This is a genomic window from Mycoplasma sp. 11548 (assembly GCF_055523555.1).
Map to the genome: position 1 here is coordinate 272,106 of NZ_JBVFVF010000001.1, position 23,740 is coordinate 295,845.

Below are 23,740 nucleotides of genomic sequence, written 5' to 3' on the forward strand. Positions count from 1 at the left end.
CATGAGAAGATTAGTTTTAAATTTAGAAAACGCAATTTGTCAAAACAAAATTTTAAAATACCAAGATAAAGTAAGTGAAATTAATGCTGCAATGAATAATTTCACTTCACTTGGTTCAGATTTTTTAGGTTGAAAAGATTTACCTGAAAATATTAATTTAGCTGAAGTCAATGATATGAAACAAGCAGCTAAAAAGTTACATGAACAAGAAATTGAATTATTAGTAGTAATTGGAATTGGTGGTTCATACCTTGGTGCCAAAGCTGCTTTAGATTTTATCCAAGGTTTATACCCTGGAAAAGAGCGCAAAATGGAAGTTATCTTTGCCGGGACTTCAATTAGTTCTAGTACCTTGAATCAACTTTTAAAATATGCAGCTGGTAAGAAATTTGCAATTAATGTTATTTCCAAATCAGGAACTACAACTGAACCAGCTATTGCATTTAGATTCTTTAAAAATCTATTAGAAGAAAAAGTTGGAACACAAAAAGCATCAGAATTAATTTTTGCGACAACTGATTCTAAAAAAGGAACGTTGTTTGAATTAGCAACACAAAAGAATTATCAAAAATTTGTAATTTTAGATTCAATTGGTGGGCGCTTTAGTGTGCTTTCACCGGTAGGATTATTCCCGCTAGCATGTGCTGGAATAAATATTGATGAATTATTAGCTGGTGCTAAAGAAGCAAACTTAGTTTACAAAGAAGATTCATTGGAAACAAATGATGCATATAAATATGCAGTTGCTCGTTATCTTTTAGGTAAAGAGTTCCAAGCCGAAATGCTTGTGTCATATGAACCAAATTTTGCATACTTTAATGAATGATGAAAACAATTATTTGGCGAAAGTGAAGGGAAGCAAGGTAAAGGATTATTACCTACTTCAGCAGTTTTTTCAACAGATTTACATTCACTTGGGCAATTTATTCAAGAAGGTTCAAAAGTTTTATTTGAAACAATTGTTACATTACAAAAACCAGAATATGATTTAATAATTCCACATGATCAAGAAAATTTAGATAAATTGAATTATCTTGAAGGAAAAACAGTTCATTTTGTTAATAACGCAGCTTTTCAAGCGACTATGGATGCACACGTGCAAGTAGGCAATGTTCCAAACATTCATATTTTATTAGAAAATTCTGCCGAACGTAGTTTTGGTTGATTGGTAATGTTTTTTGAAAGAGCTTGTGCAATTTCGGCTTATTTATTAGGAGTTAATCCTTTTGATCAACCTGGTGTTGAAGTTTACAAAGCAAATATGTTTAAGATTTTAGGTAAAAAATAATTAATATATAAACTCCAGCTTGATATGGAGTTTATTATTAAACTTAGTATAATAGGAGATAATTATGAAAAGAGTTAGAACAAGATATGCGCCAAGCCCTACAGGTTATTTACATATAGGAGGAGCAAGAACTGCATTATTTGCTTATTTATTTGCAAAACATTATAATGGTGATTTTATCTTTAGGTTAGAAGATACTGATATTAAGCGTAATGTTGAAGGTGGCGAAAAATCACAACTTAATAATCTTGCCTGGCTTGGAATTATTCCTGATGAATCACCCCTTGTTCCTAATCGCAAATATGGACCATATCGCCAAAGTGAAAAACTAGATCGGTATAACGAAATAGCAAGCCTTTTGTTAGCAAAAGGCTATGCTTATAAAGCATATGATACAAGTGAAGAATTACAAGCTCAAAAAGATGAAAGTTCTGCTAAAGGAATTCCAAGTTTTAGATATAACAGAAATTGGTTAAAAATTTCTGAAGCTGAAAAAGAAGCAAGGGATGCAAAAGGAGAATATTCAATTAGGTTTAAAATGCCTGAAAATGTTGAGTATGTTTGAAATGATATTGTGCGTGGTGAAATTTCATTTAATTCATCAGATATTGGTGATTGAGTCATTATGAAATCTGATGGGTACCCAACATATAATTTTGCAGTAGTTGTTGACGATTATGATATGGAAATTACCCATATTTTAAGAGGTGAAGAACATATTGGTAATACACCAAAACAAATAGCAATTTATAATGCTCTTGGGTGAGGAGTGCCACAATTTGGACATTTAACAATTATAACTAATATGGAAGGTAAAAAACTTTCAAAACGCGATACATCTTTAAAACAATTTATAGAAGATTATAAAAATGAAGGTTATGTACCTGAAGCTATCTTTAACTTTTTAACCTTGTTAGGATGAACTTCTAGTGATAGTCAAGAACTTCTTTGCAAAGGGCAAATTATATCCAAATTTGATGAAACAAGGTTAAGCAAAAGCCCTAGCAAATTTGATATTAATAAAATGATTTGATTTTCAAAACAATATTTTAAAAATCAATGTAATTATGAATTATGATCAAATTTAAAATTAGGTGATATTAAAAAAAGTCAAGCTTGAATTGAGTTATTTTTAGAGACATATAAATCAAGTTGTGCTACTTTAAATGAATTAAAAGATAATTTAAATATTTTATTACAAAATAAGATTACAAAATTTGAATTTGATCAAAATGAATTAAAAGTAGTTATGAAATTTAAAAACTTGTTATTAAATAAAGAATTTACAATTGAAAATATCCAAAGTTGTATTAATCAAACATCTGAGCTATTAGGCATTAAAGGAAAAAAATTATTTATGCCTCTTCGCATGGCAACTACTTCTAGGGAACATGGTCCTGAACTTGCTAAAGCTATTTATCTATTTGGACAAGAAACAGTAACTAAGTCACTAAACCAATACTAATGAAATTACATTTTAAATCATTAATTAATCAAAATGATGAATTAAAAACAATTGAATTTACTGTACCAGTAGAAACTTACCATAATGATGCTTTTAAAGTATTTGTCTTTGATGAACCAAACACAAATACCAAAAGCATGATTGAAATTACAGAGGATCTAATCAATATTCATACCAGTAATTCATCAATTTATTTAAAATATCAGCAAGAATTTGAATTTAATTATGTTGTTAACGATAAAGGTAAAGAATTTATGCTTCCATGTATAACAGCGTGAACTTTTAAAGATTTCCATGAAAACACTTATATCTTTCAATATACTTTAAAGACTAAAGACACCCACATTGGTGAATTTAAAATAACCTTAAATTTAGAATAAAAAACGTAAATTTCTTTAAATATTTACGTTTTTTTTTTTTTTTGGTTTGGAGTATAATTTTTTTGCATCAAAATAAAACTTATTTTAATGCAAATTTAAATACACAAAGGAATATTTATGAAAACGAAATTACTTTTAATAACTGTTGGTTCGATATTTGCAACTAGTACAGTTATTGCTGGAGTTACGTTAGGTATTTTAAATAAACCTACTAAAGATACTCCAGAGCAACAAAGAGAAAAAGAAAGAATTGTTTCATTAACTAATGAATATGACTCTTTATTAAGTACAGCAAATGAGAAATTAGGTTCTCAAAACTCAGAAATTCAAGTTATTAAAAATGAATTACCAGAAAATCCAAATGTAATTGATTTACAGACAGCTATAAATAAAATTAATAACCTAATTCTCGCTAAAGATCAAGAGGAATATAATATAGCTAAGACATCTTATGATAAAGCATTTGAAAATGCTATAAATGTTTTAGGTGAAAATAATTCTGAATTTCAAACTATTAAAAATCTGCTTCCTACCAATCCAACATCAGCTGAGTTAGCAAATGCTACTCAAAAGATTAATGTAATTGTTAATGCAAAATCAGAATATGACAAAATTTTAAAACAAGCACTTGAAGTTTTAGATGAAGCTGATACGCAAAAAGTTAATGAAATTAAAGATGCTTTACCTGAAAATCCAACCTCAAATGATTGAATTCAGGCTGAAGGTAAAATCAAAAATATTTTATTAAATTCTGAATATAATAAATTAGTTAAGCAAGCTAGTGAAAATACCAATTTAATCCAAGAAGACAAAACCAAAATTGAAGAAATTAAAGCACAAGTTCCAACAACTAATCCAAGTTCATCAGAATTACAAAATGCAATTAATAAACTTAAAGATATTTTAGTAAAAGATGATTATAATAAACAAAAACAAAAAGCACAAGATTATTATGGTTTAAATCATCCTGAACTTAAATCAATTATCGATTCATTACCTACTAATCCCACAACTGCTGATTTTGAATCAGTATTAGACAAAATTAAGTCTTTAGTTAATATAAAAGAAGATTATAATAAATCCCTAAATGATTCTGAAACCTTAGATGAAGAAGATAAAGCTAAAGTTGTGCAAATTAAAAATCTGCTTCCTACCAATCCAACATCAGCTGAGTTAGCAAATGCTACTCAAAAGATTAATGTAATTGTTAATGCAAAATCAGAATATGACAAAATTTTAAAACAAGCACTTGAAGTTTTGGATGAAGCTGATAAGAAAAAAGTTAATGAAATTAAAGATGCTTTACCTGAAAATCCAACCTCAAATGATTGAATTCAGGCTGAGGGTAAAATCAAAAATATTTTATTAAATTCTGAATATAATAAATTAGTTAAGCAAGCTAGTGAAAATACCAATTTAATCCAAGAAGATAAAACCAAAATTGAAGAAATTAAAGCACAAGTTCCAACAACTAATCCAAGTTCATCAGAATTACAAAATGCAATTAATAAACTTAAAGATATTTTAGTAAAAGATGATTATAATAAACAAAAACAAAAAGCACAAGATTATTATGGTTTAAATCATCCTGAACTTAAATCAATTATCGATTCATTACCTACTAATCCCACAACTGCTGATTTTGAATCAGTATTAGACAAAATTAAGGCTTTAGTTAATATAAAAGAAGATTATAATAAATCCCTAAATGATTCTGAAACCTTAGATGAAGAAGATAAAGCTAAAGTTGCGCAAATTAAAAATCTGCTTCCTACCAATCCAACATCAGCAGAGTTAGCAAATGCTACTCAAAAGATTAATGTAATTGTTAATGCAAAATCAGAATATGACAAAATTTTAAAACAAGCACTTGAAGTTTTAGATGAAGCTGATAAGAAAAAAGTTAATGAAATTAAAGATGCTTTACCTGAAAATCCAACCTCAAATGATTGAATTCAGGCTGAGGGTAAAATCAAAAATATTTTATTAAATTCTGAATATAATAAATTAGTTAAGCAAGCTAGTGAAAATACCAATTTAATCCAAGAAGATAAAACCAAAATTGAAGAAATTAAAGCACAAGTTCCAACAACTAATCCAAGTTCATCAGAATTACAAAATGCAATTAATAAACTTAAAGATATTTTAGTAAAAGATGATTATAATAAACAAAAACAAAAAGCACAAGATTATTATGGTTTAAATCATCCTGAACTTAAATCAATTATCGATTCATTACCTACTAATCCCACAACTGCTGATTTTGAATCAGCATTAGACAAAATTAAGTCTTTAGTTAATATAAAAGAAGATTATAATAAATCCCTAAATGATTCTGAAACCTTAGATGAAGAAGATAAAGCTAAAGTTGTGCAAATTAAAAATCTGCTTTCTACTAATCCAACATCAGCTGAGTTAGCAAATGCTACTCAAAAGATTAATAGAATTATTCTTGATTCTAATTACAATAAGACTTTAGAAGAAGCAAAAGCTACTTATGGTGAAAATAATGCACAAATTAAAACAATTACTGCTAAAATTTCAGATAATTCTTCTAGTTCTGAAGTAATTCAAGCAATTAATGAACTAAAAGAATTATTAAAGAAAAAAGAAACAGAGCTAAATTCTGAATTTAGCAGAATTGCTAAAATAGTTGATGACAATTTTGCTAATAATACAGAATTAGCACAATTAAAGTCTGAATTAAGTGAAAATGCTAATTTAGCTAAGTTACAGGAAGTTAACAAAAAACTAAAAGAACTTTGGGATAAACTAAGACTTGAAGAAGGTAAGAAAGAAGAAAATAAACTAAATATTGCTGGTAATGATAATAAATTACAACTATTTGTGCAACCAGGGGGCAGTGGTAGAGATTTTAATATTGTATTTAGTGGCCAAAACTTTATGAGCCGCTTTCATAATAGATCTGATGCTAACATAAGAGTTATGAATACAAAAGACAATATTACTTATTTCACTTTAAATTTTAATAGACACAATTCTAATTTTATAAATAATGATACTAAAATAAACTTTTCAACTGACCTTAATGGACCAAATAAACGTAATTACAACCGTAATTTTTATATAGATAAAGTAATTATACAAACAAATAAAGAAACTATAGAACTTCCATTAGAAGGTAAAGTACTTAAATTTAATGCTTCAAAAGAAACACAAACAGTTAATTTACGTACTATACAGGAAATTGAAGAAAGTGAAAAACAAAAGCAATCAACTTAAAATTAATTTTCAAAATAACGAGGTTGCACTCGTTATTTTTCTTTAAATAAAATTACTAATACTTGATTTATGTTTCAATATAAAAACTATTTAAATATTCATCTGTTTACTCAAAGGTTTTGTTGCATGAATTGTTAAACATATGTTATAATAAAAAATAATAAATATTTGCATTTATTTAGACATTTAATTTAAATTATTTAATAATAATAAAAAAAAGGAGCAAACATGGAGAATGTGAGAATTTTTGCCCTTGGGGGGCAAGATGAAAATGGTAAAAACAGCTATGTTTTTGCTTATAATGAAGATTTATATTTAGTTAATAGTGGTGTGAAAATACCTGTTAATGCTGAGAATGGTATTGATACAATTATCCCTAATTTTGAATATTTAGAAAAAAACAAAAAATATATCAAAGGTGTTTTTATCACTGATGTTAGAAATGAAAGTTTTTCGGCACTTCCTTGATTATTAATGAAAGTGCCAGGTTTAAAAATTTATACTTCAGAATTTAGTAAAGATATTATTATTGATCGCCTTGAAAAATACAATATCAAACCAAGTAGTTATAAAATTATTATAATCACTAAAAAAACTAAAATAGGTAGAATTTATGTGCAGCCAATTGCATTATCTGGAAGTGTGCCAGGCAACCTTGGTTTTAGTTTTATCACAAAAACTGGAGATTATGTCTTTATGTTTAATTATTTAGAAGGAGATTTAGGTCTTTTTGGTAAATCATGGTTTTTACATTTACCAAAACTATTTTCAGGTCGTAAAGTGAGGGCATTAGTATCAGATGCTGGTAAAACAAATTATGCTGGTAAAGCATATGAGCGTTTTAGTTTACCTGAAAGTATTACAAATACTTTCAGAAGAGCCCGCAAAGACCAAAGAATTATTTTTGGAGCTTTTAGCGAGGATATGGTTAGTTTACATAATATTTTAAACCTCGCTTTGAAATATAAAAGGCCTGTTGCTGTATATGGTAAAAATTATTGGACATTACTTGAAACAATGCAAAGGCTAACTGTCAATCAACAAGATGCTATGAAATTACCAACAACTATTGATTATCGTGAGATTGAAAAATATAATAATGTGGTAATTTTAGTAACTGGTTCACCAGAAAGGTTATATAACAGACTTTTAAAAACTGTTGCTGGCGAGGATTTATATTTAAGTTTCAAAAAAAATGATCATTTTATTATGAATACTCCAATGGTCAATGGTTTAGAATCAAAGGTTAGTTATATTCTTGATGAAATAGCCAGAATTACACCACACGTAATTGAAATTCCTGATCAAAATTATTTTTATTGTCGTCCATTTCGCGAAGACATTGTTAGTTTAGTAAAATATTTACAACCTGATTATTTTTTGCCATCCCAAGGTCTATTTAGATATTTAACTGATTGTGCTGATGTAGTTGATGGTATTGAAAATAGCAAAACTAAATCAATTGTACTTTTAAATGGAAAAGTATTACATTTTCAAGCTGGGATTAAATTTTCGCAAAATGCGAAAATTAAAGAAGTAAAAGACGTTATTGTTGATGGATTTGGAGTTGGTGATATCTCCTCTGAAGTTATCGCTGAGCGAGAAGTATTAGGACGAGAAGGAGTGATTATTATTAATGCTCAATATAATCCTAAAACTCGACAAATTGTCAGCTATTTAAATATAAAAAGCATTGGTGTAATTGATGAAAATAAAGTGAATTGGTTAAATGATTTAATTAAGCAGGTTTTTATTGATTTACTATCTAATCGGGTTTACACCTCAATGTATGAAGTAAATGATAAAATTCGTAAAACGATTCGTAAGAAAATTTTTAAATTAACTGATAAAGATCCGCTTGTTGCCTTAACACTACTTCCGGTATAAAATGAAATTAAGCAAATTTTATAAATTATTAAAGATAAGTTTTGTTGAGAAAGAACTAAACTTTACACGAAAAGATACTAAAAAAGAACTTTTATACCAGTTTGTAAGTTTATTGTTGTGAACTTTTAGTTTTTTATGCTCAATTTCTTTTGTGTTTTTATCACCAAGTTATGAATTTAAAGTTTTTTATATTTTTAGTTATGGACTATTGTTTGGTGGTTCTATATGGTTTGTTTTAATTTTATGGCTTATAATTTTGTTTGTAAAACTATTTAATAAACGACTTGAAAATAAATGTTTTGCTTGTTTAAATAAACGTTTTAAAGTTTCATGGTGAAATTTTAAAAAACAATTATTTAAACTTATCTTTGTAAGTTTTGTTTTAATTTTGTTAATTTATCATTTGGTTTTACATTTTGTTAATGTTAATCTTAAAGAATTTGATTTTAATTATGATAAGTTTCAAAATATTTATTTATACGGCTGATGGGATAAATTTTATAATGTGGGGTTTATTAATTCAAATTCAACAATTATTGAAAATTTAACTAATCATTATTTAATAAGTAATAATATTGGGTTTTTATTTGATTCGATTTTGAACTTACTATATGTAATTTCATTTTCGTATATTTTAGCTTTAGTTTGTATTATTCTGATTACTCTATATTTAATCAAGCTATTATTTTTTCCAATTTTACGAATTAAAACAAAAAATAAAGTTATTTTTGCTTTTAATTTATCATTATTAAATGAAAGAATAATGTTAACAAATTCTAAAAAGTTTTATACTTATTCAAAACAAACCAAAATGTTTTATGAGTTTTTAATTTTCTTAGAATCCAAAATCATTAATTTTAGATTAAAGGATGGCAAACTAAAAACACTTTTAAAGGAATTAGATTCTCATCCATTACAAGACTATTTAAAAGAGTTTTTAGATAATGAAAATACTGAAAACTTAGAACTTATACAAATACAAACAAATAACAATGTACATGATGAATTAAGTTTAGAACTTGATTTATCTGATTCAATTTTTCAAACTAATCCATTTGAAAAAGGTGAAATTTTAGAAGAAAAAACACCAAAAATTAATGTTATTGAAAATTCTGAAAGTAGTATAATTAAACCAAAGCAAGGTGAAATTCATTGATTAGATGAAATATCACCAATTAACAAAGGAGAATAAGATGTTTAAGAAAATGCTTTGAAAAGATGCTGAAAATTACATTAATAATACAGCAAAACATGATTTAACTTTTCTTACATTTACCGCTGAATGATGTGGTGATTGTAAAATGATGAAAAGAACCTTTGACAATTTAGCTGAAAAATTTAGTAATCGCAGTGAAATTACCTTTATTAATGTTGATGCTGAAGAAGCTCAATTATTAAGAGATCCAACCACCAAATGAAGAGTTTTAAAGGTTCCAACTATGATTCTATTAAAAGGACAAGAAATCATTGAAAAAGGCTTTGAATATGTTCCAGAACAAGTCTTAACGTACTGAATTGAGAAGCAATTCTAGGCCCCGATACACCAAAAACAGTTATCAAAAAATAAAATAGGAAAAAAATTTATTTTTTCTATTTTTTTTATTATAATAGATAGGCAACTATAACAGTGAACTATAAGGTTGTTAACATAACATAAGTTGTTGAGGTTGTGTTAAGTTTTTATAGGGAGTTATGTTCAATAAATATAGAACGGAGGAAACAACACATGAGCAAATTAAATATTAAAATCAAAGGATTTGACCACGTTACCGTAGACCAGGCTGCTAAAAAAGTTTACTTAGCGGCTAAAGAAGAAGGTGCTAAAGTTAGTGGACCAATTCCATTGCCTACAAAATACCAAGAAATCACAATTTTAAGATCAGTGCACGTTAATAAAAAATCACGTGAACAATTTGAAAGCAGAACACACCAAAGATTAATTGTTATTAGCGATGCTAATGCTAAAACAGTTGATAAACTTCAAAGATTAGAATTGCCTGTTGGTGTAGGAATTCATGTTAAAGAAACAAAATAATATAAAATAAGGAGAATTAAATGAAAGGAATCTTAGGACGTAAGATTGGTATGACTCAAATCTTCAGTGAACAAGGTACTAGAATACCTGTTACTGTGATAGAAGTACAACCAAATGTTGTATCTAAAGTCTTAACAAATGACAAAAATGGTTATGTTGCAACTCAATTAGCATCATTTGATAAAAAAGACAGCAGATCAAATAAACCTGAAAAAGGTCATTTTTCAAAAGCAAATACAACACCTAAGCGCTACGTAAAAGAAGTTCGTGAAATGTCAGGATACGAACTTGGACAATTAATAAAAGCTGATATTTTTGCAGCTGGTGAATTAGTAGACGTGACAGGTGTTTCAAAAGGAAAGGGTTTTGCTGGAACAATTAAAAGACACAACCAACACATTGGACCTAAATCACACGGTGGTGGTGGTGGTTCACAACCAGTAAGACAAACAGGATCTCTTGGAGATATATCTGGAAACAGAGTTTTCAAGGGCATGACAATGCCTGGACACCTTGGACATGTTAAAACAACAGTTCAAAACTTAGAAGTAATTAAAGTAGATGTTGAAAATAATTTACTTTTAATTAAAGGTTCAATCCCTGGACCAAAAAAATCATTTGTAGTAGTAAAACAAGCTGTTAAAGGATTGCCAAACCGTGAACAAGTTAAACTTGTTGATGTTGCAGAAGTTGTTAAAATGAATGAATTAGTTGAACAAGCTAAAAAGTTTGGTATTGAAGTTAAAGTTGGAATGCATTCAGATGAACTTGAAGCATTAATTAAAGAAGCGGCTGAAAAAGGAGACAAATAATGGCTGAAACTAAAAAAACACAAACCAAACCAAAAGCAAGTGCAAAACCTGCAGTTAAAAAACCAGCTGTTAAAACTTCAACAGCTAAAACAGTTAAACCTGCTGCAAAACCAAAAACAACTAAAGTTTCAGTTCAAAAAGACCTTAATGTTAAAAAAGTTGAATTTTCGGCTAAATTACCATTAAACTTATTTGGAAGTGAAAAAATTTATGAACAAGCGATTTTCGATTCTATTTTATCTGAAAGAGCTTCACGAAGACAAGGTACTCACCAAGTTAAAAACCGTGCTGAAGTATCTGGTAGTGGTAAAAAACCATGAAGACAAAAAGGAACTGGACGTGCTCGTCACAGCTCAAGACGTTCACCAATTTGAGTTGGTGGAGGGAGAGCCTTTGGTCCTCAAGCAAACAAAAATTACTCATTGAAAGTTAATAAAAAAGTTAAATATGCAGCATTTGTATCTGCTTTAACATTATTAGCTCAAGATAAAGCTGTATTGGTAGATGATTTAGCATTAGAAAGAATCAAAACACAAGATTTAGTTAAAAAGTTAGAAGGTTTCAAAGTAAATCACCTAAAACACATTTTAGTAGTTAATGAAAATAGACTTGTTTACAAATCAGCACAAAACTTACAAAATGTTAATGTTGTTAAGGCTAACTCAATAACAGTTGAAAACTTAATTGGTGCAGATATTATGATTGTTTCAAACGAAAGTTTAGAAATCTTAAAACAAAGAGGTAGATAATTATGGAATTAACGAGAATTATTAAATCACCTATTCTTACTGAAAAAACAGATAGATTAAGATCAAACGATAAAAAACCTGTTTATGTTTTTAAAGTAGACTATGCTGCTAATAAGTTCCAAATTAAAGAAGCTGTTGAAACAATTTTCCAAGTAAAAGTTGAATCAGTAAACACTATTAAAGTTGACAAAAAACCTAAAAAAGTTGGTCGTTTCAGTGGATTTACAACTCGCTACAAAAAAGCATTAGTAACTTTATCTGAAGGAACATTAAATTACTTACCTTCAAGCAATGATGCTGCTAAAGTTGTAAGTGAAGAAGAAACTGCTAGAAAAGAACAAAAAGCTAAAAAAACTTCAGACGTTGAAGCAAAAGTTGCTAAAAAATTAGCTGCTAAAAAAACAGTAGCTACAAAGCAAGCAACAACTAAAGCTAAACCAGTACAAAAACGTAAAGTGGGCGGAGAATAAGATTTTGCCCAAATATTGTTAAAACACAATATTACAAATATTAGATTAAAGTTAAGCGGAATTTAATGCTTAAAAGAAAGATCCGCAACTATTTTTAAGCAAAGGAGAACATAAATATGGCAATGAAATATCATAAGCCAACTACTAACGGTCGTAGAAATATGTCTTCTCTAGATTTTAGACAAAATTTATCAGGTCATGCACCGGAAAAATCATTATTAGTTAATTTAAAAAATAATGCTGGTCGTAATAACCAAGGTAAAATTACTGTTAGACATCATGGAGGACGTGTTAAAAGATTCTACAGATTAATAGATTTTAAACGTAATAAAGATAATATTCCTGCTATTGTTAAGACAATTGAATATGATCCAAATAGATCAGCAAACATTTGTTTATTAGCATATGCAGATGGAGAAAAAAGATACATCTTAGCTCCAAAAGGAATTAAAGTAGGACAAGTTGTATATTCAGGTGAAAAAGCAGATATTATGGTAGGTAATGCATTACCATTAACATTTATCCCTGAAGGAACATTTGTGCACAACATTGAAATGCAACCTGGTGGTGGAGGAATTATTGCGCGTAGTGCTGGAGTTTCTGCACAAATCCTAGGTAAAGATGATGACGGGAAATACGTTGTTTTAAAATTAAAATCAGGTGAAACTCGTCGTGTATTAGCACGTTGCCGTGCAACAATAGGTGTTGTTGGAAATGAAGAACACTTGCTTGTTAATGTTGGTAAAGCTGGAATTAACAGACATAAAGGAATTAGACCTACAGTTCGTGGTTCAGTTATGAACCCTGTAGATCACCCACACGGAGGAGGGGAAGGAAAACAACCAGTTGGTCGTAAAGCTCCCCTTACTCCATGAGGTAAAAAAGCTCTTGGTGTTAAAACTAGAAAAACTAAGAAATCTTCAAATAAACTTATCGTAAGAAGAAGAAAGGATGCTAAATAATGGCTCGTAGTTTGAAAAAAGGTCCATTTGCCGATGACCACTTATTAAAAAAAGTTGATGCTATTGTTGAAGGCAAAGCACCAAAAAAACCAATTAAAACATGATCAAGACGTTCAACAATTTTCCCAAGTTTTGTTGGTTTAACTTTTGCAGTTCACAATGGAAAACAATTTAATGAAGTATATGTTACAGATGATATGGTTGGACATAAATTAGGTGAATTTTCGCCAACTAGAACTTTCTCTGGACATGGTGCAGATAAAGGTAAGAAGAAATAATGGCAAGACAACAAGCAAAAGCACATGTTAAGCTACAAAGAGTTAGTGTTTCAAAAGCTAAATTAGTTGCTAACTTATTTAGAGGAAAAAACGTTGATTTAGCTCTTGGTATCTTATACAACACAGCTAAAAAATCTTCTAAAATATTCATTAAATTATTAAACTCAGCAATTGCAAATGCAACAAACAACCACGGAATGGATGCATCAAAACTATACGTAAAAGAAGTTTATGTAAATGAAGGTCCAACCTTAAAAAGATTTCAACCAAGAAGTCGTGGGAATGCTTATTCAATTTTTAAACGTACATCTAATTTATCAATTGTACTAGAGGAGAGAAACTAATGGGACAAAAAGTTAATCCTAATGGATTCCGTTACGGAGTTACTAAAAAACATAATTCTACTTGATTTGCTGATAAAGCAAACTTTGGAAACTTATTAGTAGAAGATGCTAAAATTTATAAATTCTTTGATAAATTAGTACGTCAATACCAGTTAGGTAAGGTTCAAGTTAGAAGAGGCAAAGATAATAAAATTACAGTTTTATTACACACCACAAAACCAGCAGCTATTTTAGGTCAAGAAGGTAAAAATATTCAAGAATTAACCTTACAATTACAAAAATTCCTTAAAAACAGACAAGCTAAATTTAACTTACAAGTTATTGAATTAAAACAACCTGATTTAAATGCAAGATTATTAGCAGAAATGATTGCTACTAAGTTAGAAAATCGTGAAAGCTTCCGTTCAGCTCAAAAGATTGCTATTAGATTAGCAATGAAGTCAGGAGCTAAAGGTATCAAAACCATGGTAAGCGGTCGTTTAAATGGTGTTGATATGGCACGTTCAGAAGGTTATTCTGAAGGAGAAATGAAATTACATACTTTAAGACAAGATGTTGATTATGCAACAGCAACAGCACGTACAACATATGGTGCTATTGGTGTTAAGGTATGAATTTCACTTGGAGAAATTTTAGGAGGTGATAAATAATGTTACAACCTAAAAGAACTAAATATAGAAAACCATTTTTAGTGAAACATGATAAAAGAAAAGCAACTAAAGGTAATACTGTGGTTTTCGGTGAATTTGGGCTTCAAGCTGTAACATCAGCTTGAGTAACAGCTCGTCAAATTGAGTCAGCGCGTATTGCTGCAACTCGTAGAATGGGACGTGAAGGAGATGTTATCATTAGAATTTTCCCACACTTCTCAAAAACTTCTAAGCCAATTGGTGTACGTATGGGATCAGGTAAAGGTGCACCAGAATTATGATATACAGCAGTTAAAGTAAACACAATGATGTTTGAAGTAAGTGGAGTTTCTGAAGAAGTTGCTCGTGATGCATTGCGTCTAGCAGGACACAAATTACCAGTTAAATGAAAAATAGTACAAAAAGGAGATAATTAAAATATGTCTTACGCAGATTTAAAAAAGAAATCAGTTGAAGAATTAGAAACTTTAGTTTTAGAACTTAAAGCAGAATTATTCTCCTTAAAATACAAAAATTCAATTGGTGATTTAAAAGAAACCCACAAAATTAAAGAATTAAGAACCAACATAGCAAAAGCCCTTACTGCCTTAAATGAAATTAAAGGAGCTAAATAATGATTAGAAACGCAAGAAAAACATTAACAGGAACTGTTGTTTCAGCTGGTAAATCAGCTAAAACAATTATTGTAGCAGTCGATACATACAAAAAACACCCATTATATTCAAAACGTTTTAAATCAACTAAAAGATTTGCTGTACACGATGAGAATCAAAGTGCTAAATTAAATGATATTGTTGTCATCATGGAAACTAGGCCACTTTCTAAAACTAAACGTTTTAGATTAGTATCAATTTCAAAAGCAGGTAATGAATAATGTTACACGAACTATCAAGAGCTAAAGTTGCTGATAATTCAGGTGCAAAAGAAATTGGTGTTATTCGTGTTTTAGGTGGATCTAAAAAGAAAACAGCTAACATTGGTGATATTATTGTATGTTCAGTTAAAAAAGCTATTCCTACTGGAATGGTAAAAGAAGGGCAAGTTGTTAAAGCAGTTGTTGTGCGTTCATCATACGGAATTCACCGTAACAATGGTACATACATTCGTTTTGATGACAATGCAGTTGTAATACTTAAAGAAGATTTAACACCACGTGGAACACGTGTGTTTGGTCCCGTGGCACGTGAATTACGTGAAAAATTCCCAAAAATTGTTTCATTAGCACCAGAAGTTTTATAGGAGGAAATTATGGCTAAAATTAAATTTAAGAAAAATGATGAAGTTATAGTTATTGCCGGTAAAGAAAAAGGAAAAATCGGAACAATTGAAAAAGTATTACATGAATCACAAAGAGTTGTGGTTAAAGATGTTAACATTGTTAAAAAACACAACAAGCCAACACAACAAAACCAAGATGGTTCAATTACAGAAATAGCTGCTCCAATTCATGCTTCAAATGTCGCATACTTAGTTAAAAAAGCTTCAAAATCAAAAGGTAATCAATTCTCAAAACTTGGATACAGAGTAAATGCAGATGGTAAAAAAGTGAGAGTTGTAAGAAAAACTCAGAAGGAAATTTAGTAAATTATGTTAAAACAAAAATATTTAGAAAAAGCTGTTCCTGCTCTTAAAGAAAAATACAACTACTCATCATTAATGCAAGTTCCAAGAATTGAAAAAGTTGTCTTAAATATGACTGCTGGTAAAGAAGTATCAAATTCAAAGGCTATTGAAGAAGTATTAAATGAATTAACTTTAATTTCAAGTCAAAAACCATTTGAAACTAAAGCCAAAAAATCAAACGCTTCATGAAAATTACGTGAAGGTATGCCTATGGGGGGGAAAGTTACCCTACGTAGAGAAAGAATGTGAGAGTTCTTAGAAAAATTAATTAACATTGCATTGCCACGTGTGCGTGACTTTCGTGGTGTTAACCCTAAAGCATTTGATGGTAGAGGAAACTTTGCTTTAGGTATTAAAGAACAAATTATTTTCCCTGAAATCGAATTTGACAAAATTCGTCGTATTAAGGGATTAGATGTATTAATTGTTACAAGTGCAAATACTGATGATGAAGCAAGAAGCTTATTGGAACTTCTTGGTGTACCATTCGAGAAAAAAGGAGCTAAATAATGGCAAGAAAAGCATTAATTGAAAAGGCAAAACGTCATCCAAAATTTTCTACCCGTGCTTACACACGTTGCGAATTATGTGGTCGTCCACATGCGGTTTTAAGAAAATTTAAAATTTGCCGTGTATGTTTTAGAAATTTAGCACACGAAGGTAAAATTCCTGGTGTGAAGAAAGCGAGTTGATAATTATGTTTATAACAGATCCGATTTCAGATTTAGTTGTTCGTGTTAAAAACGCAAATGCTAGAAAACATAAATCACTTTCAGTTCCTTATTCAGTTAAAAAAGAAGCTATCGTTAAATTAATCGAAAGAGAAGGGTACATTTCTTCATATTCTGTTGAAGGTGAAGGAGTTAATAAATCATTAGTAATAACTTTAAAATATAAGAAAAATCAATCAGCCATCGTTGGCATTAAAAGAGTATCAAAACCTGGTTTAAGAGTTTATGTTAAATCAGACGAAATTCCAGCTATTTTATCAGGCTATGGTACCGTAATTATCTCAACATCAAAAGGATTAATGACTGGAGCAGAAGCCAGAAAGGAAAATGTAGGTGGTGAAATCATTGCTTACATTTGATAGGTAATTAAATGTCTCGTGTTGGAAATCGTGTTCTAGCAATTCCTGCTGGAACAACAGTTACTGTTGAAGGTTCTAAAGTTACTGTAAAAGGAACATTAGGAACACTAACCAGAGAATTTAGTCCATTAATCTCAGTTATTGTTGAAAATAATGAAGTTAGAACAGTTCGTGCTAACGAGCAAAAAACTACCAAACAATTACATGGTACAACAAACTCTCATATCTCAAACATGATCTTAGGAGTTTCAAAAGGATTTCGTAAAGATTTAGAAATTAAAGGGGTTGGATACAAGGCAGTTTTAACTGGATCTCAGTTAGTAATTTCTGCTGGTTACAGCCACAACGTTACTTTAAATGTTCCATCAGATGTTAAAGTTACAGTTGCGAAACCAACTGAAGTAGCAGTTGAAGGAATTAATAAACAAAGTGTTGGCCACTTTGCTTCATTAGTTCGTAATGTTAGAAGACCAAGCGTTTATTCAGGTAAAGGTATTTCTTATAAAGGTGAACAAATCAGACGTAAAGAAGGGAAAACAGCTTCTAAAAAATAAGAAGCTTAATAGGTTAAAATTATGGCAAAATTATCAAGAAATCAAGCTAGAAAACAAAAACATAACCGTAGCCGTTACTACATTAAAGGAACAGCTGCTAAACCTCGTCTTAACGTTTTCAAATCACACCAAAACTTATATGCTCAATTAATCGATGATATTCAAGGAGTTACCTTAGCAAGCACTTCAACTTTAGCTTTCCCTGAATATGGCGGGAATGTTGCAGCAGCAGCAAAATTAGGTGCTTTAATGGGTGAAAAAATTAACAAATTAAAAATTTCTGAAGTTGTGTTTGACCGTGGTGGATATATTTTCCATGGACGTGTTAAAGCATTTGCAGATGCAGTTAGAGAAAAAGGAGTTAATTTCTAATTATGAACGCAGAAAAAGAAACCAAAGTAAATAACACACAACCTAAAACAGGAACTAAAGAGGTTTTTGCTAAAAGAGCACCTAGAGCTCCATTTAACCGTGATCAAAAACCTGGACCTAAAAAAGACGGCGAAAACCAAAAAAGAGAATTTAGTCCAAGAAGAAAAACATTTTCAAAGAACCGTGCACCAAGAGTTGAATCTGAATACAGTGAAAAATTAATTGATGTTGCTCGTGTTACTAAAGTTGTTAAAGGTGGAAGAAGATTTAGTTTTTCAGCATTTGTAGTTATCGGAAATAAAAAAGGTAGTGTTGGATTTGGACATGGTAAAGCAAACGAAGTTCCAGATGCAATCAAAAAAGCTATTAAAGATGCTAGAAACCATTTGGTGACAGTTCCATTAAATGAAAAAACTGGAACAATTCCTCATGAAGTAAATGCTAAATTCTTATCTTCAAGAGTTATCTTAAAACCTGCGTCTAAAGGGAAAGGGCTTATTGCTTCAGGGACAGTTCGTGCTGTTGTTGAACTTGCTGGGTATACTGACATCGTTACTAAAACATATGGTTCACGTTCAAAAGCTAATGTTGTTAAAGCAACTGTTAAAGCTCTTTTAACTTTAAGAACACCTGAACAAATTGCAGAGATTAGAGATAAAGATGTAAAGGAACTTAAAAAATAATTATGGCAGTTAAATTACATAATCTAAAATTCACTGAAGGTTCAAGACCTGAAAAACACCGTAAAGGTCGTGGGCATGCAGCTGGTAAAGGGAAACAAGCTGGTAAAGGGCAATCAGGACAAAACAAGCGTAAAGGTCATAGATTAGGATTTGAAGGTGGGCAAACTCCATGATTCCGTCGTATTGGAAAACGTGGGTTTACTAACGTAAATCACGTAGAATACCAAGTGGTTAATTTAAAAGATATTGAAGAAAGATTTGAAAATAATGCAACAATTACCGTTGAATCATTATTTGAAGTTGGTCTTGTAAAAAGACGTTTACCAATTAAATTATTAGGAAATGGTCAACTAACTAAAAAAGTAACTATAACAGTACAAAAAGCTAGTAATTCAGCTCGTGCAGCTGTGGAAAAAGCTGGCGGAACAGTTATTGAAGAATAATTTATACAAAAACTTCCTTGTAAAAGGAAGTTTTTTTAATACTGGCATATTCGTGGCTTAGTATCATTACCATTTTAAGAAAAATACTGTTATATTAAAATATTTGTATAAAAAATTTTTTTGTGGTAATATTGTAACGGGTATATATTAAATACCTTTATATTGTTTTTTAGAAACATCTATTATGTTATTTATAGTGTAAAATAAAAAACAATATTGAAAACTTTTAAATAATAAATAAGGAGATATTTATGAAAAAGAAAATGAAAATTTTTTCTTTAACTTTAATAAGTATAGCTAGCTTAACACCTTTCTTTGTTACATCAACTGTAAAAAAAGCGGTTTCAAATACGATTTGATACGAAAATTTAGAAAGTAATAAATTTGAAGTAAGGAATCAGTCAGTTATTAGAGTTGAGAATAATAGCGATTTAGAAATAAAACCAATTAATAATAATTTTGAACTATAAAGCCGGACAGAAAAGTTAACATGTAAATGTTAGCTTTTCTGTTACCATTCGTTGGTACCAACGAAAAAATTTTTTGAAAGGAAAATTATGTCAAGACATTTAAAGAAAGAAGAATTTGCAAAAATATATGAAGAATATCAAAAGTCAGGTTTCCCAGGTGCTTTTCGGGCTATTTACCAAATATCACCAGGAACAAAAAACTTACAAAGAAATAGTGTAAAAGTTAGAATTAATAAAATAATTAAGTATTATAATTTAGGTATGGAAGACTTATTGCAAACAAAGAAAGGCGAAAACCGCAAAAAAGGAAGTGGCAGTCCTAAGAAGAAAAGAGAACCAAATTGAGATATTTTTGATCGTGATGATTTGTTACAAATAGCTAAAAGATATTATGAAATTACCAATGAATTACCCAAAAGTAAGAAAGTTATTGAATTAAAAAGTTTTAGCATAAGTTATGTGAAGCTTTCAGAAGTTTTTGGCATTTCTAGGCAAACAATTTCTAAAACTCATAAGATTAAAATTTCACAAAAACTCCCTAAACATAGTGATGTAATTGAAAAATCGTTCATAGAAACAAAGTCAAGATATGGAAGGCTAAAGCTAAGTGTTTACATATCTCAAAAATACAAAATAGATATAAACGAACGTTCTTTAGGGAGATATATGAACCTTTTAGGCCTAAAATGTAAGCTTAGACAAAAATCAAAACGAAAAGAAATTAAAAATGTATCTTCACAAATTGATAACTTCGTAAATCGTGATTATAACGATCAAAACAATCGAAATATTTATGCAACTGATGTTTCATATATAAAAGCACCAAAAGACGTGTTAGAATCACACGTTTATTTGTCTGCAATTTTGTCTCATAAAACTAAACAAATTGTTGGTTTTAAATTATCAAGAAGTAATAATCTAGAACTAGTTTTAGACAATTTAAATTTATTAAAACAATACAAACCCAAAAATTTTATCATTCACTCAGATCATGGCTTTCAATATACACATCATCAATATATTAAAGAAGTTCAAAATATTGGTGGCGTTATTTCGTTATCAAGAGTGGGAAACTCACTTGATAATCGAGAAATTGAATATTGGTTTGGGATCATTAAAACCGAATTATTAAATGATTTAGATTATTCCAAAATTACGTTCAATGAACTTAATGATATGATACAAGAATATGTAGTTTGGTATAATAACGATCGAATTCAATCGAACTTAAACTGAAAAACGCCAAAGCAATTTGCAATGGCATTATAAGTTACTAAAATGTTAAATTTTGCTGTCCATGTTTACTAAAACTACTTTTAAACCCTGGATTTGAAACCGATAATGAGGATTTTATAAATAAATTTAATAATGAGTTTATTGAGAAGGTTAACAAAAATAAATTAAGATATAAATCTTTTAACTCTTTGACAATGATGACAGTAGTGTGATTCTTTTTTGAGTCAGAAAACGATAGGCAAAATTTTGTCAGTGTCATAAAGGACTGAAATCAGATTTTTAAATTTATAGTTTTTAAAAATAATATTCAAAATAATGAAGCTCGTGTTATTCATGATTTTGAAAGAATGGGTTCTAGTTCTACTCCCCCAAAAAGAAATGTATATGTTTATGGTGGATATGGAATTGATGCTAATTTTGAACAATACAAGTTGGATGTGTTGAAGAATGCAGATATTGTGAATGCTAAAGATCATCTAAACAATTCCTATGTTAACAAAATAGGAATTGTTGAATCATGGGCCTATCCCTTTGATAGTAAATATAAAGAATATTTTAGAAATGGTATTGAATTAAATGAGTTTACTAATAATTATGATCCCGAATCAAAAACACATTCAACAATGGTATCTATGATTGCTGCAGGACAGTATGGAATTGACAGGTCTTCTAAAGTATATTTATACTCAATGATAGATGACAACCAATGAATGTCCACTATAGAAAAAATGGTCAAAAATGATGGTATAAAGTTAATTAACCATAGTTATGGACCTTGAATGTCGTATGTTAACAAAACCGGCAATACAATAGAAAACGAAAAATATTTTAATGGTTACAATGAAAATGCCTATTTTTTAGACTATATATCACGTAAGTATGGTGTAATAAATGTTTTTTCCGCAGGAAATAACGGAACAAATGGTAAACATTTAATAGCTGATAAGAAATTATCACTTAATAGTTTAGTCGTTGGAGCACTATCAAATTATGCAACTAAGAAATATGTAAAATATAACTCGGTTGCTTATTATTCAAACTATAAATTAAGGGAGGATTTACTCAATCTTTCTAAACCCTTAGTGGTAGCACCCGCATTATTTTATAATCCTGTTTATAATACTAATGCTTACTATGATGGAACAAGTTATGCAGCTCCGGTCGTAACAGGTCTTATTTCTAATTTAATGAAATATAGGCATAATATTAGAAATAGTAATTTTAGGGTTCCGATTGTTAAAGCTATTTTATCAGCATCAGCCGTTACTCCGCAAAGATCAGATTTAAAATATAAAACAAGTGGTTATGAACAAAAATTTGGATCTGGTACAGTTGATTTTAAAGCAATGCTAGAAGCTGCCAATAATTATTCTGTTGCTACTTCTAATTTATCAAAATATAAAGACCACGTCTTTACAAGCAAACAAATACAGTTAGAAAAAGGTCAAAAGATTAAAATATCAAGTTCTTGAATGTTTAATGCTGGAATTTTGAACCAAAAAGAATCTAGACCATGAGCAAGAAATTGATGAAATTCATTTTTATCTTGATTTTCTCCTACTTGATCTGCTGCCGAACAAAAGTGAGATAGTGAACACAAAAATGAAAATCAACTAAGTTTAGTTGGTGTTAAGAATCGAAGTTATAATAATTTAGTTACTAACTATGATTTAAGACTTGAAAAACTAGCTAGCGATGGTACTTGGCATATTATCAGAGAAGTAAAAGAACGACTGACAAACGATGAATTAATTGAATATAAAGTGATTGATTCAGGGATTTATAGATATAGCATTACTAAACCTGGTTACTATCCAGATTCTAATTCTATAGATGATTTAATTGCTGCAACTCATGTGGTGAGAAATGAAAATGATTAAAAAATTTTTATTTGCATTAGCATCTTGTTTAACACCACTAACTACATTTTCATGTGCTTCATTATTTTCTGAAGAATATTATAAAAACCAAATTCAGGAAATTTACGACGAGATTTTCCCAAAATATAATGATTTCACAAGAGTTGCTGTTTTCGCTCCTAAAGAATGATTAGAAGAAGATCAAAAAACAATTAAAGAGCAATATAGACAAAAAGGTATTGACACATTTAATATAACTTTTTTTAGTATTTACCCACCTTACTTAGAAGATATTAAACAACAAAAATGACGCGCAGCTGATTTTGCTCGAATAACTAGAAAAGAAGATTTTGACACTTATATTATAGAAAGGTTTAAAGAACTTAATAAATCTCAAGAATATAATGATAGTAGTAAGATTAAAAAATTATTCGAAGAATTATATTTAAATAACCAAGATGCTTATGAAGTTTTGAAAACTAATGACATTTATATAAAAATGCAATCTAATAATATTAAAACCCCGAGAGGTGGATTTATAATCCCAATATATAATAATAATCAAGTAACAATTAATACAATATTTTCATATGCTGGACCTAATTTCAACTACAATGAACCAGACCAATACCGACCAGATCCTTCATGAATTTGAGAAGTATTTTTAATTAAAAAGAATTATAATGTTCAATTTCACGCAATTACAAATGAAAGTGGTGAAACGGCAAAAGATTTTAGGGATAAAGTATTAAGGTGATTTACTCAAGAGTTCGCTAAGCATTATTTATAGGAAAATAATAATGTTGAATTTATAATTTAAAAGATTCCTAAGTTCAATTAGGAATCT

At 29.4% G+C, this 23,740-nt stretch carries 30 protein-coding genes and 1 pseudogene; all 31 read left to right on the forward strand.

What is annotated here, in order from left to right; translation table 4 throughout:
• Position 1: 1 nt before the first annotated feature.
• The gene (locus AC0B4K_RS01060) at positions 2-1,288 is read left to right on the forward strand and encodes a glucose-6-phosphate isomerase (protein ID WP_465103454.1); all 1,287 of its coding nucleotides are present in this window, start codon (positions 2-4) and stop codon (positions 1,286-1,288) included.
• A 64-nt stretch (positions 1,289-1,352) separates the two neighbouring features.
• Positions 1,353-2,753 (forward strand): glutamate--tRNA ligase, encoded by a 1,401-nt coding sequence (gene gltX, locus AC0B4K_RS01065; protein ID WP_465103455.1) that lies wholly within the window; start codon positions 1,353-1,355, stop codon positions 2,751-2,753.
• Complete coding sequence (locus tag AC0B4K_RS01070) at positions 2,753-3,133, forward strand: hypothetical protein (protein WP_465103456.1); 381 nt, start codon at positions 2,753-2,755, stop codon at positions 3,131-3,133. The genes gltX and AC0B4K_RS01070 overlap by 1 nt, the downstream gene beginning before the upstream one ends.
• A gap of 117 nt (positions 3,134-3,250) precedes the next feature.
• The gene (locus AC0B4K_RS01075; RefSeq protein WP_465103457.1) at positions 3,251-6,376 is read left to right on the forward strand and encodes a hypothetical protein; all 3,126 of its coding nucleotides are present in this window, start codon (positions 3,251-3,253) and stop codon (positions 6,374-6,376) included.
• Positions 6,377-6,604: 228 nt separating this feature from the next.
• Positions 6,605-8,263, forward strand: coding sequence for a ribonuclease J (locus AC0B4K_RS01080; RefSeq protein WP_465103458.1), 1,659 nt, complete (start codon positions 6,605-6,607; stop codon positions 8,261-8,263).
• Position 8,264: 1 nt separating this feature from the next.
• Positions 8,265-9,455 (forward strand): hypothetical protein, encoded by a 1,191-nt coding sequence (locus AC0B4K_RS01085; RefSeq protein ID WP_465103459.1) that lies wholly within the window; start codon positions 8,265-8,267, stop codon positions 9,453-9,455.
• A gap of 1 nt (position 9,456) precedes the next feature.
• Positions 9,457-9,795, forward strand: coding sequence for a thioredoxin family protein (locus AC0B4K_RS01090; RefSeq protein ID WP_465103460.1), 339 nt, complete (start codon positions 9,457-9,459; stop codon positions 9,793-9,795).
• 194 nt (positions 9,796-9,989) lie between these two features.
• Positions 9,990-10,298, forward strand: coding sequence for a 30S ribosomal protein S10 (gene rpsJ, locus AC0B4K_RS01095; RefSeq protein ID WP_465101290.1), 309 nt, complete (start codon positions 9,990-9,992; stop codon positions 10,296-10,298).
• Between the two features lie 20 nt (positions 10,299-10,318).
• A pseudogene (gene rplC / locus AC0B4K_RS01100) lies at positions 10,319-10,978 on the forward strand (50S ribosomal protein L3); the annotation flags it as partial.
• A gap of 131 nt (positions 10,979-11,109) precedes the next feature.
• Positions 11,110-11,859: a 50S ribosomal protein L4 gene (gene rplD / locus AC0B4K_RS01105; RefSeq protein ID WP_465103461.1), complete on the forward strand. Its 750-nt coding sequence runs from the start codon at positions 11,110-11,112 to the stop codon at positions 11,857-11,859.
• Positions 11,860-11,861: 2 nt separating this feature from the next.
• The gene (rplW, locus tag AC0B4K_RS01110; protein WP_465103462.1) at positions 11,862-12,329 is read left to right on the forward strand and encodes a 50S ribosomal protein L23; all 468 of its coding nucleotides are present in this window, start codon (positions 11,862-11,864) and stop codon (positions 12,327-12,329) included.
• A 116-nt stretch (positions 12,330-12,445) separates the two neighbouring features.
• A complete protein-coding gene (rplB, locus tag AC0B4K_RS01115) occupies positions 12,446-13,291 on the forward strand; it encodes a 50S ribosomal protein L2 (protein ID WP_465103463.1) in 846 nt (281 codons plus the stop codon).
• Entirely contained in the window at positions 13,291-13,569 is a 279-nt protein-coding gene (gene rpsS, locus AC0B4K_RS01120; protein WP_099309244.1) for a 30S ribosomal protein S19, read from the forward strand. The genes rplB and rpsS overlap by 1 nt, the downstream gene beginning before the upstream one ends.
• Positions 13,569-13,913, forward strand: coding sequence for a 50S ribosomal protein L22 (rplV, locus tag AC0B4K_RS01125; protein ID WP_465101294.1), 345 nt, complete (start codon positions 13,569-13,571; stop codon positions 13,911-13,913). The genes rpsS and rplV overlap by 1 nt, the downstream gene beginning before the upstream one ends.
• Positions 13,913-14,563, forward strand: coding sequence for a 30S ribosomal protein S3 (gene rpsC / locus AC0B4K_RS01130; protein WP_465103464.1), 651 nt, complete (start codon positions 13,913-13,915; stop codon positions 14,561-14,563). The genes rplV and rpsC overlap by 1 nt, the downstream gene beginning before the upstream one ends.
• Positions 14,563-14,979, forward strand: a complete 417-nt coding sequence (gene rplP, locus AC0B4K_RS01135; protein WP_099309247.1) for a 50S ribosomal protein L16 — start codon at positions 14,563-14,565, stop codon at positions 14,977-14,979. Before rpsC ends, rplP begins: the two co-directional genes overlap by 1 nt.
• Positions 14,980-14,982: 3 nt before the next feature.
• A complete protein-coding gene (gene rpmC, locus AC0B4K_RS01140) occupies positions 14,983-15,177 on the forward strand; it encodes a 50S ribosomal protein L29 (protein WP_465101297.1) in 195 nt (64 codons plus the stop codon).
• A complete protein-coding gene (gene rpsQ / locus AC0B4K_RS01145) occupies positions 15,177-15,437 on the forward strand; it encodes a 30S ribosomal protein S17 (RefSeq protein WP_465101298.1) in 261 nt (86 codons plus the stop codon). The genes rpmC and rpsQ overlap by 1 nt, the downstream gene beginning before the upstream one ends.
• Complete coding sequence (rplN, locus tag AC0B4K_RS01150) at positions 15,437-15,802, forward strand: 50S ribosomal protein L14 (RefSeq protein ID WP_465101299.1); 366 nt, start codon at positions 15,437-15,439, stop codon at positions 15,800-15,802. The genes rpsQ and rplN overlap by 1 nt, the downstream gene beginning before the upstream one ends.
• 9 nt (positions 15,803-15,811) lie before the next feature.
• Positions 15,812-16,144, forward strand: coding sequence for a 50S ribosomal protein L24 (rplX, locus tag AC0B4K_RS01155; RefSeq protein WP_465101300.1), 333 nt, complete (start codon positions 15,812-15,814; stop codon positions 16,142-16,144).
• Positions 16,145-16,150: 6 nt separating this feature from the next.
• Positions 16,151-16,696: a 50S ribosomal protein L5 gene (gene rplE / locus AC0B4K_RS01160; protein ID WP_465102162.1), complete on the forward strand. Its 546-nt coding sequence runs from the start codon at positions 16,151-16,153 to the stop codon at positions 16,694-16,696.
• Entirely contained in the window at positions 16,696-16,881 is a 186-nt protein-coding gene (locus tag AC0B4K_RS01165) for a type Z 30S ribosomal protein S14 (RefSeq protein ID WP_465101302.1), read from the forward strand. Before rplE ends, AC0B4K_RS01165 begins: the two co-directional genes overlap by 1 nt.
• A gap of 2 nt (positions 16,882-16,883) precedes the next feature.
• Positions 16,884-17,279: a 30S ribosomal protein S8 gene (gene rpsH, locus AC0B4K_RS01170; RefSeq protein WP_465101303.1), complete on the forward strand. Its 396-nt coding sequence runs from the start codon at positions 16,884-16,886 to the stop codon at positions 17,277-17,279.
• Positions 17,280-17,287: 8 nt separating this feature from the next.
• On the forward strand, positions 17,288-17,830 hold the full coding sequence (rplF, locus tag AC0B4K_RS01175) for a 50S ribosomal protein L6 (RefSeq protein ID WP_465103118.1): 543 nt from the start codon (positions 17,288-17,290) through the stop codon (positions 17,828-17,830).
• A gap of 21 nt (positions 17,831-17,851) precedes the next feature.
• On the forward strand, positions 17,852-18,202 hold the full coding sequence (gene rplR, locus AC0B4K_RS01180) for a 50S ribosomal protein L18 (RefSeq protein WP_465103465.1): 351 nt from the start codon (positions 17,852-17,854) through the stop codon (positions 18,200-18,202).
• Positions 18,203-18,204: 2 nt separating this feature from the next.
• Complete coding sequence (gene rpsE / locus AC0B4K_RS01185) at positions 18,205-18,885, forward strand: 30S ribosomal protein S5 (protein ID WP_465102164.1); 681 nt, start codon at positions 18,205-18,207, stop codon at positions 18,883-18,885.
• A gap of 2 nt (positions 18,886-18,887) precedes the next feature.
• On the forward strand, positions 18,888-19,328 hold the full coding sequence (gene rplO / locus AC0B4K_RS01190; protein ID WP_465101307.1) for a 50S ribosomal protein L15: 441 nt from the start codon (positions 18,888-18,890) through the stop codon (positions 19,326-19,328).
• A 251-nt stretch (positions 19,329-19,579) separates the two neighbouring features.
• The gene (locus AC0B4K_RS01195; protein WP_465103466.1) at positions 19,580-19,798 is read left to right on the forward strand and encodes a hypothetical protein; all 219 of its coding nucleotides are present in this window, start codon (positions 19,580-19,582) and stop codon (positions 19,796-19,798) included.
• Positions 19,799-19,885: 87 nt separating this feature from the next.
• Positions 19,886-21,067 carry an IS3 family transposase gene (locus AC0B4K_RS01200; protein WP_465103300.1) on the forward strand — a complete coding sequence of 394 codons (1,182 nt, stop codon included), beginning with the start codon at positions 19,886-19,888 and terminating at the stop codon, positions 21,065-21,067.
• A 161-nt stretch (positions 21,068-21,228) separates the two neighbouring features.
• Positions 21,229-22,914 carry a S8 family serine peptidase gene (locus AC0B4K_RS01205; protein WP_465103467.1) on the forward strand — a complete coding sequence of 562 codons (1,686 nt, stop codon included), beginning with the start codon at positions 21,229-21,231 and terminating at the stop codon, positions 22,912-22,914.
• Positions 22,901-23,683: a hypothetical protein gene (locus tag AC0B4K_RS01210; RefSeq protein WP_465103468.1), complete on the forward strand. Its 783-nt coding sequence runs from the start codon at positions 22,901-22,903 to the stop codon at positions 23,681-23,683. The genes AC0B4K_RS01205 and AC0B4K_RS01210 overlap by 14 nt, the downstream gene beginning before the upstream one ends.
• Positions 23,684-23,740: the final 57 nt, after the last annotated feature.